The organism is Bacillus sp. CGMCC 1.16607 (assembly GCF_042683745.1).
In the GTDB taxonomy this organism is placed as follows: Bacteria; Bacillota; Bacilli; order Bacillales; family Cytobacillaceae; genus Pseudoneobacillus.
In genome coordinates this window covers 1-16,728 of the sequence record NZ_JBHUJX010000019.1, presented here as the reverse complement: position 1 = coordinate 16,728, position 16,728 = coordinate 1, and the positions used below count along the sequence as shown (strand labels likewise).

Genomic DNA, 16,728 nt, shown 5'->3' with positions numbered 1-16,728 from the left:
AAGGCAGGTGTATAGACCAAAAATGATCGATGTCCCAGAGTATAAAAAGAAGCATGCGCTGAAATTATCTCTTGATTACACAAAAGCAAACTTCGCATTAGTAACTTCCCTAGCACTTACCCTTGTATTGTTACTTATAAGTATTGATTTTGAAAAGCAATCGATTAAACCCTATGTATTCTCTGTCTTTGTCTTACATGCTCTTTTTACAACTATACAAATATTTTTAACTCAAATGATCAAACATGATCTTCATAAGTTAGGTTATGTACGTCAAGCAACAAGAAGATGGGGATATATTCAATTGTTTAGTATTTTAATAGGAAACATCTTCATCACCATTTTTTCATTTCATTTAATCAAAAGAAAAATGACAACGGAATATACCTTTGCTGTTTACATGGTTATCACGCAAATTTTTGTCATTTCCCTATCAGCACTAAATTTATTTAAACCTTATGTTGCTGACACCTTTCTTCTAGCCATGTTTATTTTGATAGCCATTCTCATTTTTCAGATTTCTGTTCTAGTTTTAGTTGCGAAAAAAATGAAGGGTGAACATGTTTCCAGTTGGATGATATATATAGCAATCCCAGTCATACTCACATCTATAACGGGTAATCTATTTGCTCTTTTACTTGGTTGGAATCTGTTGATTAAAGTGCGAAGTGATGATAAATCGAGAATTGGGAAATGGAATGCAACTTGGGAAAAAATTACTAGAAATGCAACTTCGATGTTGGGGTTATTTTTTATCGTCTTTGTATTTTCTATTTCAATTTGCAGCAGTTTGACCTTCGACTACAGTATGGCCGTAGATAATAATTACGGAGCGATACTTCAAGTACCAAGTCTAGCGTATCCTCTAGGAACAGACAATTTTGGCAGGGATTTATTCTCAAGGATTGTATTCGGGGCTCGGATCTCCCTTGTAGTAGGTATATTGTCTACGGTAATTCCCTTTGTTATTGGTGGCATTTTAGGTGCACTTTCTGGTTACTATGGTAAGCGTACCGATAATATCATCATGCGTTTACTAGATGTATTGTACGCAATACCTGGGATTTTGTTAGCAATCGTGATTATTGCAGCTTTTGGATCAAATACAGTGACTTTGATTATAGCACTCAGCGTAGGTTCAATCCCTACTTATGCTAGAACAATGAGAGCGAATGTCCTGATGGTGTCTAATTATGAATATGTCGATTCAGCAAAAGCTCTCGGTTCTTCTAGTCTATCCATTATCTTTAAGCATGTAGTTCCTAACTCACTTGCTCCAATGATCGTTAAATCAACTCTTACAATTGGTGGTGCCGTAATAGCAACAAGTAGCTTGAGTTATCTTGGCCTTGGTGTAGAACCACATATTCCTGAATGGGGAAATATTTTAAAGATTGGAAGTACTTATCTAGAGTCTCATTCATACCTAGCCATTTATCCAGGACTTGCCATCATAGCACTTGTATTATCGTTTAACTTTCTCGGTGATGGACTTAGGGATGCTTTGGATCCTAAGGCAGACTAAATCTTATATATTGGAAGGGCTTGGTACGTTTACCCATGATCAGTTTTGTTTTTATCAATAGTTTAAAATAACACTATTTTAGGAGGAACTTATTGTGAAAAAGACCTTTTTCCCCTTGCTCCTTGTCCTTATTTTAATGTTGGCTGGATGCGTAAAAACAAAATCAGAAGTCACAGAAAAACCAAAAGAAAGTAACAATGGCGGAAGCAATCAAAATCAGCCAGTTGAAATTGAACTTCTTGGAATGAGTAGCGGTGAGGAAGATATTAATATTGTACGAGATCAACTTGTCAAAAATGGGTTCAATGTGAAACTTAACCTTCAGCCTGATTACGGTGGTTTCAAAGCACAGCAAGACGCAGGTAATTTCGATATTGCACTTTCTGGTTGGACAACAGTTACGGGAAACCCTGATTATGCAGTCCGTTCCCTATTCAAAAGCGGCGGCGATTATAGTATTATGGCGGATCCAGAAATAGACAAACTTATTGATCAAGCAAGTACTCAATCTCCAGAAGAATACGTTGAGACGTATAAACAATTAGAACAGCGTCTCGTATTTGATAAAGCCTATATTGCTCCTTTATACATTTCTTTAAAAACACAGGCAGTTAACAAAGATGTTTTGAATCCAGATTCAGTAAGACTTTCAAAATCTCGATCACTTGCTTGGGAAACGATTGATTTTAATGATGAATCAAAACGAAAAACAGCTCCTCTTATCCTATCTCAAACGATGCCAACATTAACATCACTTGATCCGATTAAGGGAAATGATGGTTCTATTAATATGATAAATACTAACATGTATGTTCGACTAGTTAATCTAACAGATGATGATCAGATCATTGCAGATGGATCCCTATCACATAACTTTAGTTACGGAGAAGGAAACTCAGACTTCTATTTCTTGCTAAGAGATGATATCCATTTTGCCAAAATTTCAAACAAAAAAGCCGAAGATACTGGAGAGCGAGTAGGAGCAGACGATGTAATCTTCTCGTTAAATCGTGCGAAAGATAAAAATTCAGTACCTGACCACCGGACATATAGTTTACATGAACATATTAATACGGTAGAAGTTGTTACTGACCTCAGTACTCTTGAACAAGTGAAACAATCAGGAAGCGATGAAACGGTAAGAGAGACACTAGAGAAAGGTTTAAATACAAAAATTAAAGAGCTTGTATCCGATAAAAATCAAGCGGACAATAAGAATGGAAAGTACCAAGTGGTTAAAATGACAACGACAGAGCCATTTCCACAAGTCTTAAATTATTTAGCACATCAATCAGCTGGTATCGTATCTAAAAAACAAGTAGAAAGTATTAACACTTACGATGTAGCTACTTTTGACGTAAATAAAGATACTCCTTACGGTGATCAAAATACCGTTACTGAAGGAGATAAGTACAACAATACCCTCTATACAAGTGGTCCATATATTCTTTCTTATAAAAATGACTATGAAGCTGTCTTCCACAAAAACCCTGGTTATATGAAGGGGACTGAGTTTGAGCCGAAAATTGATAACATCACGCTTCGATTCATAAAGGATATGGATAGTTCATTATCCGCTCTACGTAACGGTGAAATATATGTATTGTATGGAGTTCCAGAAAATAAACATGAGGTAGTAGAGAGTGACAGTAAGTTGAAATTACAAAGTAGGGAAAGTAATGCAGTGTCATATTTACTTTTTAACACAGCGAATCGTGAGGTAGCAAACAGCGAAGACCTGAGAAAAGCTGTTCTCTACTCCATTAATCAGGATGAAATCTTAAGTTATTATCGTAACAAAAAAATTAAAGCGATTTCAACTGTGAGTCCAATTGTAAAAACAGGGAATGAACTAAAAGCGGACCCAGAGAAGGTAAAAGAATTCTTGAACAATTATTATTCAAGTAAATAATTTTTGAAGGCTTTTGGAAAATTTAATGATAGAAAAAAGATCGAAGAGGTACCGCTCTTCGATCTTTTTATATTGATAACCGTTTTTCCAACTGTAATAGCCATCAGTAATACCTCCTGATACCTCAAGTCATCAAAGGTCCAGGAGTAGTAAAAAAGTGGAAATATTGTCAATGGTTTATTATTTTATGAAACATAATAGTGTATGTCGCATAGTATAATGTAGCGGATGACATATAGTATCAAAAATGAGGTGAGGAAGTGAGCAATTTACTGAATTCATTAACGACAGAGCTACGAAGGGGGACGTTAACATTAGCGGTATTAAGTCAGTTGCGTACTCCACAATATGGATATTCCCTAGTCCAATTATTAGAGCAAAGCGGGATTACGATTGACCAAAGTACTTTATATCCTCTGCTACGCCGATTGGAAAAACAAGAGTTAGTTACAAGTAGTTGGGATACGTCTGAAAGTAGACCAAGAAGGTATTATGTGTTGAGCGAATACGGTATTCAAATTTTTGAAGAGTTGAAGGACGAATGGAAAAAGACATCGCAAGAGCTTTCAATTTTATTAAAAGGAGAGGAAGACCATGAATCTGATTGAGCTTTATATTCAGGAGGTCACTCGCAGACTTCCTGAAAAAAATCGTGCGGATATTGCACTCGAACTACGTTCAACGATTGAAGATATGCTTCCAGACGAATTTTCGGAGGAAGATGTTAAAGTGGTTCTCACAAAGTTGGGGAATCCAGCTATCCTAGCGAGCGGATATCGAGATCGACCAATGCACTTAATCGGTCCTTGTTACTATGATGTATATATCAATCTTTTAAAAATGATATTGCCAATTGCCACAATCATATCATTGATTTCTTTAATTGCTGAAAATATCGTTTCATATGAGGGGGAGGCGTTATTAAATGTCATTCTTCATTCTTTCGGTGAGGGTATATGGAGAATTTTGAGTACAGGGATACAAGTATTCTTCTGGTTAACGGTAGTGTTTGCCATATTAGAAAGAGTCAATCCTACCAAAAATCCGCTTCCACTAACATTTAGTTTGGAAGAATGGAAACCAGAAGATTTGAAGACTATACCATATATTCCAAAGGGAAAGGTCATTCCAAAATTTGAAGTATTTGGAGGTCTTTTCTGGACAGCGATATGGGCAACGGTTTATTTTAATGCTTCAAAACTTCTAGGTGTATATGAAAAAGGAAAGGAAGGACTAGTGTTTGTTACCCCTACCTTTAATCATGAAGTGTTACTATCCTACTGGCCATTAGTGGTTCTTTGTATAGGTTTAGAAGTTACTTTAGCGATTTCTAAAGGAATTACAGGCCAATGGACAAAAAAAGTAGCGGTGATAAACGGCATCTTTCACTTTGTATCGAGCATTGTTTTTATTATTATTTTTAGCAATCCGAATCTCATAAACGATTCATTCATAATTTATATCAATGAATTATTTAATATTAATTATAATTGGAGTAATCAAGCTTACTTGGCAATAGTCCTTATATTCGTTTTATTTGCGGTTATCGACATGTACCAAGGCTATAAGAAATCAAAAATTTAGAAAATAGACACCTTTTATAGAGAGATTATTATCTTTATAAAAGGTGTCTGAAACTGTAATTTAGGTGTGCAATTTACTCTACAAACGACAATCCTTAGCAAATTCCCCGGGAAATTTACACAAAGCTCAAACATGTTTCAACAAGTTTTAAAATTATTTTGAATAATCATTTATATAACTTAGACTGCAAATTTTCTACCATTTTATAATTTAAGTCACTATATTGAGTTAATAGCTGAGATATGATTAGGTAAAATGAACAGAGGTGAGTTGTATGCTAAGTGACTTATTAAAATATAAGAACAGGCAAACAATCATTAATGAATATAAAGATGAAGAATTAGTGAAAAGAGAAGGAATTTTCTTTGACGAGATGAATACAATCGACCAATCCATCAAATTTATAAAGGATGGTACAATACGTCATCAAATTGAATTACCTAATAAATTTACAATTAGAAAGGATAGCAGTTTTTCAAATTTTTTTACTATCGAATGGAATGATACTAAAATTGAAATTTATTTTCCTTAAGAGGTGAGAATGTGGTTGTCTTCTGGCTTATCCTAAATTTTATGTTTATTATTGGAATGGTTACTTGGAATATGCTAAATAAACAAGAGGATATGGTCTTGCAACTGGCGACAATATTTTCACAGATAGCAGTAATTTTTATTTTATTGAATATTAATATGTACTTTATTTTCTTGATCATAAGAAAATCTAAGAAACGAAAGGTGAAATTGAAATTAGCTAAAATATCAAGAAAGGTAATGAAACAACATGTACCTATTGCTATAACAGCGACTAGTCTGATTGTACTTCACATTGCATTTATAGTTATGACAATTCCTTTTAACTTAATGAAACCGAAATTACTAACAGGACTTGTGGCGGCAATTGTGCTAACTCTTACTTTGTTTGCGGGCTATATGAGAAGTAAGAAAGCGAGTGGGACACGAAGAAAATTACATATTGCTACTGCTTTTTCCTTTTTTATATTAGTCATTCTACATGTTTTTAGCTCATACTAATATTTTCGCTTGTTCATTTTTAATTTTTGTTCTAGAAACTAAGACTTGTTATAAATGTTCCTTGCTCAGTTAGTGGAACAAATTAGGGTTGCCGTAGCAACCTTAATTTAAACTCTTTCAGATTATATGTAATTATTTTGGAATAACCGGAACCCATAGTTCATGTCTTGGTTTATGCTTGGGACCGTAATAACATTCAATACACGGTAAATTAGCTAATTCATATCCAGATGTTGGAACCCATTCTGTATATAGACGTTTCCATGCTTCAACGATGTTCGGAAAAACAACCCAGGTACTCGGAGGGATTGTAAGAATTTCCATATCATCTTGAGGCTCCCCATCATATCGTACTCCCATAAAGTAAGTAAATTCATCGTCAGTTATGGCTGCTTCCTTACCGCATACTCCTAAGAGACTTTCCAAAGTACATTTTGGATTTTCCCATGCCATATCTTTTAGGACTTGCATAAACCCATCTTTCTTTGCATTGTTCCAAAGAGTAGGAATATTTTTAAATGCCCTGCTCGTTTTTACAGGCTTACCTTTCCCGACAATTCTTATTTCATAATCTAGATTCTCTATTCTGTATTCCATTTCAGTATCTCCTTTTATTGAAATTTGAAAGGTGATCTTTGGAAAGGCTTTTAATTGTGCCCCTTTATTTCTAGCTTCAGAGGGTTTTATTCCATGAGTCTTTTGAAAAGCACGTGAAAACGAGTCAGCAGTTCCGTAACCGTACTTAAAGGCGAGATCAATAATCCGTATGTCGCTTGTTTGAAGTTCAAAAGCGGCAAGTGTCAATCTCCTACGTCTAATATATTCTGAGAGTGGTATACCAGAAATAGAGGAAAACATTCTTGTAAAATGATACTCCGAACTAAAGGCGACTTCTGCCATTTTTTTGTAATCAATCTCTCCGTCAAGATTATTTTCAATATAATCTAATGCGTTATTCATTCTCTCCAGCCAATCCATAATTTCATTCCTTTCAATACATTAAGTCTATGAGAAAAGAAAATTCTATGTCCGACTTTTTATGCACGAAAATGTCGGTTATATTTTAAGTCCCAATCAGATTAATTCTCTTATTTTCAATAGTTTTCCTTCTTCAACTAGACGTAAATGGAATCTGCTCATTCGTTGCTAAGGTGGTTATTTAAGGAGATTGGAAATCGCATTTTATTTCTTAAAACGAATATTTCGGGAATGAAAATAAATAACTTATGTGATATTATTAGAATATTAAAAAATTAATCTACTTTTCTTCTATTTGGAGATGAACAGCATGCTAACTTGGAAGCGTAATTTATGGGTACTTTGGGTAGGGGTCTTTTTTACATCAGCAAGTTTTTCAATGGTCATCCCTTTTTTGCCGATTTTTCTGCTGCAAATAGGTGTACATGAGCACACAGAGATGTGGTCAGGTTTGTTATTTAGTTCTGCTTTTTTTGCAGGTGCGATTGCTTCGCCGTTTTGGGGAAGGATGGCCGATAAATATGGAAGAAAACCAATGATCATTCGGGCAGGATTTGCCCTTTTTGTCATTTACACACTAATGGCTTTTGTTACGAATCCGTACGAAATTTTAGCATTGCGAATTTTACAAGGATTATTAAGCGGATTCATTCCTGGAGCGATCGCCTTGATTGGTACGAATACCCCAAGTGAAAAAGTAGGGTATGCTCTATCCCTTATTTCCTCAGCCTCTGCGTCTGGTGGAATATTGGGGCCATTATTAGGTGGAGGAATGGCTGAACTAGTGGGAAATCGTTGGGCATTTGCGAGTGGAGGGATGATTGTTGGTCTTGCAACATTCCTGATTATCTTTTGGGTAAAAGAGGAGAACTTCAAACCAAGTAAGGAAAAGGGCTCTGTTGTGAAGGACTTTAAAGTGGCACTTAGCAATCGTCCGTTTTTTCTAGTATTGATTTTAACACTTGTTACAAGTTGTTCAATTATGACAATTGAGCCGGTACTACCTTTATACATTTTAGAGTTGGGTGCTTCTTCTAATAAAACCTCGTTACTGGCAGGAATTGTATTCTCGCTCCCAGGGATCGCTAGTGCGTTGTTTGCCCCATTTTGGGGAAGATGGGCTGATAAGGTTGGATTTCAACGCGTATTATTCATCGGTCTAATGGGCGGTGGAATAGGCACATTAGCTCAAATCCTATTTAGCAGTATTTGGGGCTTTTCCTTAATCCGATTTGCTTTTGGTATTTTCTTCTGTGCGGTTTTCCCTGCATTAAATGGGCTTGTCGTAAAATCCACTCCAGATGATTTCCGCGGAAGAGCCTTTAGTTTAAATCAAACAGCGAACCAATTAGGTGGGATGACTGGTCCTATTATTGGCGGATTCCTTGGTGGAATCTTTCCGGTCCATAGTGTGTTTATTGTAACTGGAATATTACTATTAATAGCCATGGGAACAGTTTACTGGAATTCGGGAGAGTTAAATAGTACATTTAGAAGAAAAGTAGTTTCTAAAGATAAAATGGTATAAAGAGTAGGAGCTTTAACATGCTAAAGTACACAATTTGCTTTATTAGAAGAAATGATACAATCCTTCTATTAAATAGAAACAAAAAACCAAATATGGGATTGTGGAATGGTGTTGGCGGGAAAATTGAAGCGAATGAATCTCCATTTGATGCAATCATAAGGGAAGCACGGGAAGAAACCGGGATTAGCTTAGATAAAGTAATATATGCCGGTGATGTTATTTGGAAAAGTGAAGCTGGAGAATCAGGTATGTATGTGTTTATGGCTGAGTTACCAGAAGGAATAATGATTGATACTCCTATTCAAATGGAGGAAGGAATACTTGATTGGAAAGAGATTGATTGGATATTAAATCCTAACAATCATGGCGTTGTCAGCAATATTCAATTATTTTTGCCTAAAATGCTGCGAGGGGAATATGGATTAGAACATCAATTTTTCTATGAGAATGGGCATATAACGGAGTATGCTTCGGTTATATTACATATGAATGTTTGACCTGTGAAATTTGAAGTGGAATTATTCTAACATATTGAGCCTGTTCAAAATTTGAAACATAATGGAGTTCTTTATAAATATTCCAAGTGCCCCCTCCTATCTAATGATTGTAGGGGAGGCACCTCTATTAAAAGACTGTTTCACCAAGTAAAAGGACCTTTAATTGTTCCTTAGGAAGCTGTTGCTTTTCCCATTCCCGATATAAGCGTTCTAATGCTTCGGGACCTGTGTCGTCTGCTAGTCGGTAAGCGCCATAATGCATTGGCACAAAGTTATTTGCTTTTAATTCGATGAAGGCTTTCACACTGTCTTCAGGAGATATATGGGAATCAGCCATAAACCATTCGGGCTCATAAGCTCCAATTGGCATGAACACTGTATCAATGGTAAATCGTTCTGCTATTTGTTTAAAGCCGCGGAAATAACCTGTATCACCAACAAAATACAATGTCTCCTGAGCTGTTTGAAAAATCCAACCACCCCAGTGGGATGTATTCATATCTCGTAATGATCTTCTTGTCCAATGCTGGGCAGGAACAAAATGGACGTTGATTTCACCATGTTCGGAGCTATCCCACCAGCTCATCTCAGTCACCTTCTTATAGCCTTTTCTGATAAAAAGGGACTTCAAACCAATCGGAACAAAGTAGTGAGGATTTCCTTTTAATTTTTTCAAAGTAGGGAAGTCTAAATGGTCATAATGACCATGAGAAATAACAACCACATCGATCTCCGGCAGATCCTCTAATGAAATGCCTGGGTCTGTTAATCTCTTCTGAATCCCCATTCGCTTGGCCCACACCGGGTCAGTTAAAATATTTAATCCATTCATTTGAATCAAAAAGGTAGAATGTCCAATCCATGTATAGGATGTTAGACTTCTATTTCCGTTGATGAATTCCACCCTTTTAATGGGGCACTGTTCAATATTGATAGATAAGTCCTTCACCTTGATTCTTCGTTCCTTTTGCCATTTTCTCATGTCCTTAAACGATTTGTTGTTTGTTATATTATCCAAATTCGTATATTTCTTCATAACATATTCACCTTTTAATATAGAGAATCTTACTTTATGCCTTAGTATAGCAATAATTCAAGTCAGGGTCACACATGAGGAATGTCTTATTTAACAAAAGTTCATTGACAAAAATATTTATTTGTGTTATGATAAAATATTTACCGTTGATAAATTATTTAGTTTTATGTTAAATAATATATATAGTTTGGAAACTTCCTAGAATTACATGAGAAATAGTGGAGGAGGTAAAAGATGGAGAGTCTTCCGTGTGTTGGATGTAAAGGGTTATGCTGTGGTCCAGTCCCCATCACAGCAAAGGAGTTTAAAGATATTAAAAAAAAGGTAAAATCCATGCCTACCCGATTTCGCTCAAAATTACAAAATCAGAAAAGGTATTACGGGACATGCATATTCTATGACTTAGATAAGGATAAATGCGGTATTTATTCCGTTCGTCCTGCCATTTGCCGTAAATTTGGCTATTACAAGGAGTTAGTGTGTTTCCGAAATCCAAAATTAGCAACAAAAGATATGGAGGAAATAAGTGAAAAGTTTGTTGGAATCCTTAGTGTTGATTTCCAGTGGGAACATTTTAGTTAAGGAAAATTTTAGGTCGGATTTTAAATGGACTTTTGATAGGCTTATTGTTTAATTATTGCTACCGGAAATACGCAATTTCTAAAAAGTCATCCGTGAATGGGTGTGATTTAATAGAATTAAAGGGAGTGAAAAATTGAAGCAGATAAGCAATCAGGTTCGTTTATTAGGATATTGGAGTTCCATGATCTTTACCTTAACTGGAATACTGTATGGCACAAGTATGGGAATACTAGTCAGTCAGTACGCGATTCCAAAGTATGTGAATTTGGAGCAATTTTTAAGTTTTGTGGATGAGAAGTTTATAAACTTATATACATATAGCCAACTGATTGCTTTTATTTCGACTTTGTGTTTTATGGTTATCTTGTGCTGTCTACATGAAAGTGTGGAACAATCCAATAAAATTTTTAGTCGAATGAGTTTATATTTTGGATTAGCTTTTGTAATATTAGCTTGTATCAATTATTTTGTTCAATTTACTATTGTAAGGATCAGTATAAATGATGGAGTAGCCCAGAGTTTAGAAAACTTTGTCCAGTTTAACCCAAGGTCATTCTCCTTTGCCATCAATATGCTAGCTTGGAGTTTGTTTTTAGGTTTATCCACTTTATTCATTGGCATTTTATTCAAAGGAAAAGGAATCAATCTAGCATTAAGAATTGCTTTTTTTGCCACTAGTATCTTTTGTTTCATCGGATTTATTGGATACATTTTAAATCATCAATTTTTATTACTCATTTTCCAAATGGGTATGACTTTGGGATTGACAATAGGATCTATTTTTCTCGTACTAGTTTTTAAAAAAAATTGCTCTGTCAAAGTAGAAAGTTGATTTTCGCTCCAGGTGCTTGCTTTCCGCGGGGCGTGCGGTGAGCCTTGTTGGCGCTTTTCGCACCTGTTAGGTTTCACCTGCTTTTATGAGATTAGTAAGAAATTAAGTTATTGATTTCTTAAAATATAGAAGTTAATTAGGGAGGTTAAATTAATGGAGAATAAAATTGGTTTTATTGTTTTCAACCATTTTGCCATTTGGCAGGTTTCTCTTTTGCAAATGTTTTTAAAAAATGCAGGCTATACGATAGAAACTCTTTCAATCAATGGTGGTCTAGTACCTACTGACGGTGGTATTCTTGTCAGCACAGAGTCCCTCGAAATGAAAGATCCACATCAATATAAGATGCTATTGTTGCCTGGAGGTGAAATCACCTCAGAATTATTAGAAAATGAAATTCTAAAGAGATTTCTAAAAGAATACAACGGATTAATTGCGGCAAGCTGTGCTTCCTCTGTCCTAGTGGCTGCGGCAGGAGTAATCGAGGGGGAATATACGACAATGCCACATATAAAAGATCATTTTGCCGAGTACTGCTCAAAGGGCATCTTCACGAATACAGACTGCGTTGTTAGTGAGCACTTAATCACTAGCAAGGGCTTTGCACATTATGAATTTATGCAAGCAGTATTAAAGAAGCTAGGAATAACAGAATTAAATTCAAAAATAGAGCAAATTGCCTTGAAGCTTTCAAGAAATCAAGAAATTGAGGGATAGGAAACTATTAGAATTATAGAAACAAAGTTGAAAAGCTGTATATTAATCTCCAGTTTAATTAATAAAACTTTATGAAGTATAATAAGCATATTGAATGAACTTGAAACTGGAGGATAAACCATATGAAATTTCCGAATGATGCAGATGGAGATGCTTTACGTAGTCTTTACAAAGAAGGATTAGACTTCAAAAAACAACACTCTGTGGAATTTTTTGTTGCTGTTTCTAATAAAGATGCAGGTGAAAAGTTAGCGATAGTACTAAAAGGTGAGGGATTCAATTGTTTCCTTGAACAGGACGATGATACAGAAGAGTGGGCATGCTGTTGTTCTAAAAGAATGCTATTGAATTATAGTGAATTGATTAAAATACAGAAAAAACTTGATGACCTAAGTAAACCGCATGGTGGTTATTCTGATGGTTGGGGAGTTTTTGTAGATTAATAAGGAATATGGATCGGTAAGTGTTCCTTACGGTGATAGTCATGTAAAGAAATATTATATGGAAAAGGGGGAAAGCCCCATGCATACATTAGAAAAATTAACAGATCGATTTTGGTACTTGACCCCTGTGTCAGAGACGGACCGTCCCATTTTGGGAGTCGTTGTAGGAGATAATAATACGCTAATGATTGATGCAGGAAATTCGGAAGCGCATGCAGATTATTTCCTAAATGAGCTAAATAAAAAACAAATACGTGAACCTAATATAGTTGTCCTAACCCATTGGCATTGGGATCATATCTTCGGTCTTTCTTCTTTAAAAAATATGAATTCGCTAGCATCTAAACAAACAAAAGAAGAAATGGAGAAATTAACTCCACTGATATGGTCAGATGAAGCATTGGATGAGAGGGTAAGGGAAGGTACGGAAATTGAATTTTGTGCCACTTGTATAAAGAAGGAATTTGAAAGTCATCGAGATATTACAATTACTTTACCAGATGTAACTTTTGAAAACCGTTTAGAAATCGACCTTGGTGGAGTCACATGTATTTTACAGCATGTAGGTGGTGACCATGCACCTGATTCTGTAGTTGTGTTTGTTAAGGAAGAAAAAATATTATTTTTAGCAGACTGTATTTATCCAGATATTTTTGCGGAAAAGAGAAACTATACAACACAAAGAACTCTTGATTTGTTAGACGTATTAGAAACATTTGATGCAGATACCTATGTGCTTTCACACTGGAAACCGATTTCAAAAGATGAGTTTAATCTCGAAGTTCAACTATTAAGAAACATTGCTTCGATGACAATAGAGTTTCAAGGAAATAGGAATAATATAATTGATGCTTATGAAAATCATGTAGGACGAAAGCTAAACGAGGATGAGCTTGAAACGATTGAATACTTTGTTAATGGTTATAATAATTAATCATTGAATTTATATCGAGATATTTCAGAAAAGGGCTGCAAATGCAGCTCTTTTCTTATACAAATGGAGAAGGAAATAGGATTCTTTTGAAGAACTTTTTAGTAGATAAAGATGGAAAGATAAAGGGGGACATCCTATGAGTATTGGCTATTTTAACGGGAAGTTTATTGCCTTGGATGAACGAGTCATACCGATTGATGAAAGAGGACATCAATTTGGTGATGGAGTGTACGAAGTGATACGTTTTTATAATGGCAAGCCATTTATGTTAGAAGAACATTTAGACCGATTAATAAATAGTTCAAAGGCGATTAAGCTGCCGATTACTGATTCTATTGATGATTTTACAAAGCTTATAAATGAAGCTGTAGAGAAATCACAATTAAAGGATTGTAATGTTTACTTACAAATTACTAGAGGTATTGCAACACGTCAGCATCTTTTTCCAAATGCTCCAGTATCCATTGCTATGACAGTTAGACCTGCAAAACCAATTTCAGAGGAAATTAGAGAAAAAGGTGAAACCGCCATTTTTCATGAAGATGAGCGATGGGCAAATTGTTACATAAAATCACTTAATCTATTACCTAATATATTAGCTAAGCAAACAGCCTTTGAAGCAGGTTGCTTTGAGGCGATATTAGTGAGAGATGGGTTTATAACGGAGGGGACTAGTTCGAATGTATTCATCATTAAAAATGGAAGGATTATAACTACTCCTCTTTCCAAGCATATTTTGCCAGGTATCACTCGAATAGCAGTAAAGAACATTTTGGAAGCTTTAAAATTCGATTTTGTTGAAAAGCACTTCACCCAGGATGAGCTTCTAGAATCTGATGAAGTATTTATAACAAGTACAACTTCTGAAGTTTTGCCAATTGTAAAGGTAAATGATCAGCCAATTGGGAATGGTAAACCAGGTGAACAAACAAAACAGATTTATAACGAGCTTACAAAATTAACTGCTTCAATAAATGTTTAATATCTGCGATTGGATGGTGGGATGAAATGCATATCATTGATCTTCATTGTGATGCACTTCTTAAGCTTTACGAAGCTAAAGGAACATTAAGATTTGCTGATGCGAAAGAATTGAACACAAATAAAACTCGCCTACAAAAAGGAAAAGTAAAAGTCCAATGCTTTGCAATTTTTGTTGATCCGGTCATGAAGGAAGAGCAAAAATTTCAATGTGTCTTGGATCAAATCGATTATTTCTATTATGAAGTATTAGGAAAGAATCCTGAAATGAAGCATATCAAAGAGTGGTTTGATTTTGATCGATTACAAGATGGCGAGATTGGTGCGATGTTAACACTAGAAGGTGTCGATGCGATTGGGAACGATCTGACAAAGCTTAGAATTCTTTACCAGTTAGGTGTTCGTTCCGTTGGATTAACATGGAATAATGCCAATTTAGCAGCAGACGGCGCTGGTGAACCTCGTGGAGGAGGACTTACCCTATTTGGAAAAGATATTGTTCGATTGAACAACGAGCATCAAATATTAACAGACGTTTCACATTTAAGTGAAAACGCATTTTGGGACGTTATGGAATTAGCAAAATATCCGATTGCAAGCCACTCTAATTCAAGAACGCTTTGTGATCATCCTCGTAATTTATATGATGAGCAAGCTACTGCAATGTTCAATAAAGGTGGAATGATTCATGTTGTATATTGTCCTCCTTTTGTAAAATTAGATGGCAAAGCAAATGTTACAGATGTTGTTAAACATATTGAACATTTTTGTTCCTTAGGTGGGGTAAAACAAATCGGGTTAGGTTCAGACTTTGATGGGATATCGACGTATGTAGCGGGTCTAGAGGATGCTTCCATGAGTCAAAATTTAATAAATGAATTATTAAAACACTTTAAGGAAGAAGAAGTAAGAGGCTTTGCATACGAGAACTTTATGAATAATCGGCCTAATGTAGTCTCTGGAGAGAAATATGAAGGCTAGGGAAAATGGAGTGATTGTTGGAAACTTACCTACTGGCAGAAAAAATTGTATTACCGATGTTAGTGAGGTAAAAGTGGGACATGTTACGTTAGATTTTCCGTTAGATGAAGAGGGAAAGGAATATGCCTGTACTGGCGTAACGGCCATATTACCACACGGTGGAAATCTCTTTAAAGAAAAAGTAACTGCCGCTAGTTATGTATTAAACGGCTTTGGAAAAACAACGGGACTTGTTCAAGTAAATGAACTAGGTTTAATCGAATCGCCTATTATGCTGACTAATACATTTGGTGTTCCTGCCGTGACAGAAGGTACACTGCGCTATATGCTTGATAAAAATCATGAAATTGGAGAAACGACAGGTACAATTAACATTGTAGTTGGTGAATGTAATGACAGCTATTTAAACTCTATTCGTCATTTACCTGTCCGAGCCGAACATGCGATTCAGGCGATTAACAAAGCATCGAATGATCAAGCAGAAGAAGGTGCAGTTGGTGCGGGCAAAGGAATGGTTTGCTTTGGCTATAAAGGTGGAATTGGATCTTCTTCTCGAGTTATTCAAAGTGCAAATAGCGAAAAGTATACAATCGGCTGTCTTGTTCTATCTAATTTTGGGAAAAAAGAAGAACTTCAAGCGCAAAAATATTTCCTAAATCAATCGGATAAAGTGGATGGGTTATCTGAAACGTCTGACGGCTCGATTATTATTGTATTAGCCACCGATGCCCCACTAAGTGATCGGCAGCTTTTAAGAGTGGCAAAGCGAAGTGGCATTGGCTTAGGTAGAACAGGAAGTCATTTCAGTCATGGTAGTGGTGATATTGTTATTGCCTTCTCAACCGCAAATCTGCGCTCACATTTCTATGATAAAGACATGGAATCACATAATCAGCTTAGGGATGATCATCCAATCATGAACCAACTTTTTGCAGGAGCAGCAGAAGCTACAGAAGAAGCGATTATCAATTCTTTGGCTCAAGCAAGGACAACAAAAGGCCGCAATGGTAGGATTGTTCATCAGATTCTGTTTTGATTCGGAAAAAACTGGATGGTGCCAGCGTATAATGGGGAATAGGTCAAGTAATAATTTTTAAGAAAAATGGCCGACTTTAAGTAAAACCCCCGTCTTCCATTTTCAGGAAGGTTCAACTATCACAGATTAT

General features: G+C 35.6%; 18 protein-coding genes. 16 read left to right on the top strand and 2 right to left on the bottom strand.

Features of this window, described 5'->3' with window-relative positions:
* Positions 1 to 22: 22 nt before the first annotated feature.
* The 6 genes from ACFSO7_RS12505 (at position 23) to ACFSO7_RS12480 (ending at position 6,053) form a co-directional block, all read left to right on the top strand.
* Entirely contained in the window at positions 23 to 1,525 is a 1,503-nt protein-coding gene (locus ACFSO7_RS12505; protein WP_377877665.1) for an ABC transporter permease, read from the top strand.
* Between the two features lie 136 nt (positions 1,526 to 1,661).
* The gene (locus tag ACFSO7_RS12500; RefSeq protein WP_377878003.1) at positions 1,662 to 3,437 is read left to right on the top strand and encodes an ABC transporter substrate-binding protein; all 1,776 of its coding nucleotides are present in this window, start codon (positions 1,662 to 1,664) and stop codon (positions 3,435 to 3,437) included.
* 260 nt (positions 3,438 to 3,697) lie between these two features.
* The gene (locus ACFSO7_RS12495) at positions 3,698 to 4,045 is read left to right on the top strand and encodes a PadR family transcriptional regulator (protein ID WP_377877664.1); all 348 of its coding nucleotides are present in this window, start codon (positions 3,698 to 3,700) and stop codon (positions 4,043 to 4,045) included.
* Complete coding sequence (locus tag ACFSO7_RS12490; protein ID WP_377877663.1) at positions 4,032 to 5,021, top strand: HAAS signaling domain-containing protein; 990 nt, start codon at positions 4,032 to 4,034, stop codon at positions 5,019 to 5,021. Before ACFSO7_RS12495 ends, ACFSO7_RS12490 begins: the two co-directional genes overlap by 14 nt.
* 274 nt (positions 5,022 to 5,295) lie before the next feature.
* Complete coding sequence (locus ACFSO7_RS12485) at positions 5,296 to 5,553, top strand: hypothetical protein (RefSeq protein WP_377877662.1); 258 nt, start codon at positions 5,296 to 5,298, stop codon at positions 5,551 to 5,553.
* 11 nt (positions 5,554 to 5,564) lie between these two features.
* On the top strand, positions 5,565 to 6,053 hold the full coding sequence (locus tag ACFSO7_RS12480; protein WP_377877661.1) for a hypothetical protein: 489 nt from the start codon (positions 5,565 to 5,567) through the stop codon (positions 6,051 to 6,053).
* Positions 6,054 to 6,185: 132 nt separating this feature from the next.
* On the opposite strand, the gene ACFSO7_RS12475 is transcribed toward ACFSO7_RS12480, so the two are convergent.
* Entirely contained in the window at positions 6,186 to 7,031 is an 846-nt protein-coding gene (locus ACFSO7_RS12475; protein WP_377877660.1) for an AraC family transcriptional regulator, read from the bottom strand.
* 310 nt (positions 7,032 to 7,341) lie between these two features.
* On the opposite strand from ACFSO7_RS12475, the gene ACFSO7_RS12470 reads away from it, so the two are divergent.
* Positions 7,342 to 8,559 (top strand): MFS transporter, encoded by a 1,218-nt coding sequence (locus ACFSO7_RS12470; RefSeq protein ID WP_377877659.1) that lies wholly within the window; start codon positions 7,342 to 7,344, stop codon positions 8,557 to 8,559.
* A 17-nt stretch (positions 8,560 to 8,576) separates the two neighbouring features.
* The gene (locus ACFSO7_RS12465) at positions 8,577 to 9,056 is read left to right on the top strand and encodes an NUDIX hydrolase (RefSeq protein WP_377877658.1); all 480 of its coding nucleotides are present in this window, start codon (positions 8,577 to 8,579) and stop codon (positions 9,054 to 9,056) included.
* Positions 9,057 to 9,183: 127 nt separating this feature from the next.
* Here the strand turns inward: ACFSO7_RS12465 and ACFSO7_RS12460 are convergent, their stop codons facing one another.
* Positions 9,184 to 10,092, bottom strand: a complete 909-nt coding sequence (locus tag ACFSO7_RS12460) for an MBL fold metallo-hydrolase (protein ID WP_377877657.1) — start codon at positions 10,090 to 10,092, stop codon at positions 9,184 to 9,186.
* Positions 10,093 to 10,326: 234 nt separating this feature from the next.
* Here ACFSO7_RS12460 and ACFSO7_RS12455 point away from each other — a divergent pair, with 234 nt between their 5' ends.
* From ACFSO7_RS12455 to ACFSO7_RS12420, 8 genes are all read left to right on the top strand, one after another.
* The gene (locus ACFSO7_RS12455) at positions 10,327 to 10,674 is read left to right on the top strand and encodes a YkgJ family cysteine cluster protein (RefSeq protein WP_377877656.1); all 348 of its coding nucleotides are present in this window, start codon (positions 10,327 to 10,329) and stop codon (positions 10,672 to 10,674) included.
* A 133-nt stretch (positions 10,675 to 10,807) separates the two neighbouring features.
* Positions 10,808 to 11,506, top strand: coding sequence for a hypothetical protein (locus ACFSO7_RS12450; RefSeq protein ID WP_377877655.1), 699 nt, complete (start codon positions 10,808 to 10,810; stop codon positions 11,504 to 11,506).
* A 153-nt stretch (positions 11,507 to 11,659) separates the two neighbouring features.
* The gene (locus ACFSO7_RS12445) at positions 11,660 to 12,223 is read left to right on the top strand and encodes a DJ-1/PfpI family protein (RefSeq protein ID WP_377877654.1); all 564 of its coding nucleotides are present in this window, start codon (positions 11,660 to 11,662) and stop codon (positions 12,221 to 12,223) included.
* Between the two features lie 122 nt (positions 12,224 to 12,345).
* The gene (locus ACFSO7_RS12440) at positions 12,346 to 12,666 is read left to right on the top strand and encodes a ribonuclease E inhibitor RraB (protein WP_377877653.1); all 321 of its coding nucleotides are present in this window, start codon (positions 12,346 to 12,348) and stop codon (positions 12,664 to 12,666) included.
* A 79-nt stretch (positions 12,667 to 12,745) separates the two neighbouring features.
* Positions 12,746 to 13,600: an MBL fold metallo-hydrolase gene (locus tag ACFSO7_RS12435; RefSeq protein ID WP_377877652.1), complete on the top strand. Its 855-nt coding sequence runs from the start codon at positions 12,746 to 12,748 to the stop codon at positions 13,598 to 13,600.
* 136 nt (positions 13,601 to 13,736) lie between these two features.
* Positions 13,737 to 14,582 carry a D-amino-acid transaminase gene (gene dat, locus ACFSO7_RS12430; RefSeq protein ID WP_377877651.1) on the top strand — a complete coding sequence of 282 codons (846 nt, stop codon included), beginning with the start codon at positions 13,737 to 13,739 and terminating at the stop codon, positions 14,580 to 14,582.
* 26 nt (positions 14,583 to 14,608) lie between these two features.
* On the top strand, positions 14,609 to 15,562 hold the full coding sequence (locus tag ACFSO7_RS12425; RefSeq protein WP_377877650.1) for a dipeptidase: 954 nt from the start codon (positions 14,609 to 14,611) through the stop codon (positions 15,560 to 15,562).
* On the top strand, positions 15,552 to 16,598 hold the full coding sequence (locus tag ACFSO7_RS12420; protein ID WP_377877649.1) for a DmpA family aminopeptidase: 1,047 nt from the start codon (positions 15,552 to 15,554) through the stop codon (positions 16,596 to 16,598). The genes ACFSO7_RS12425 and ACFSO7_RS12420 overlap by 11 nt, the downstream gene beginning before the upstream one ends.
* Positions 16,599 to 16,728: the final 130 nt, after the last annotated feature.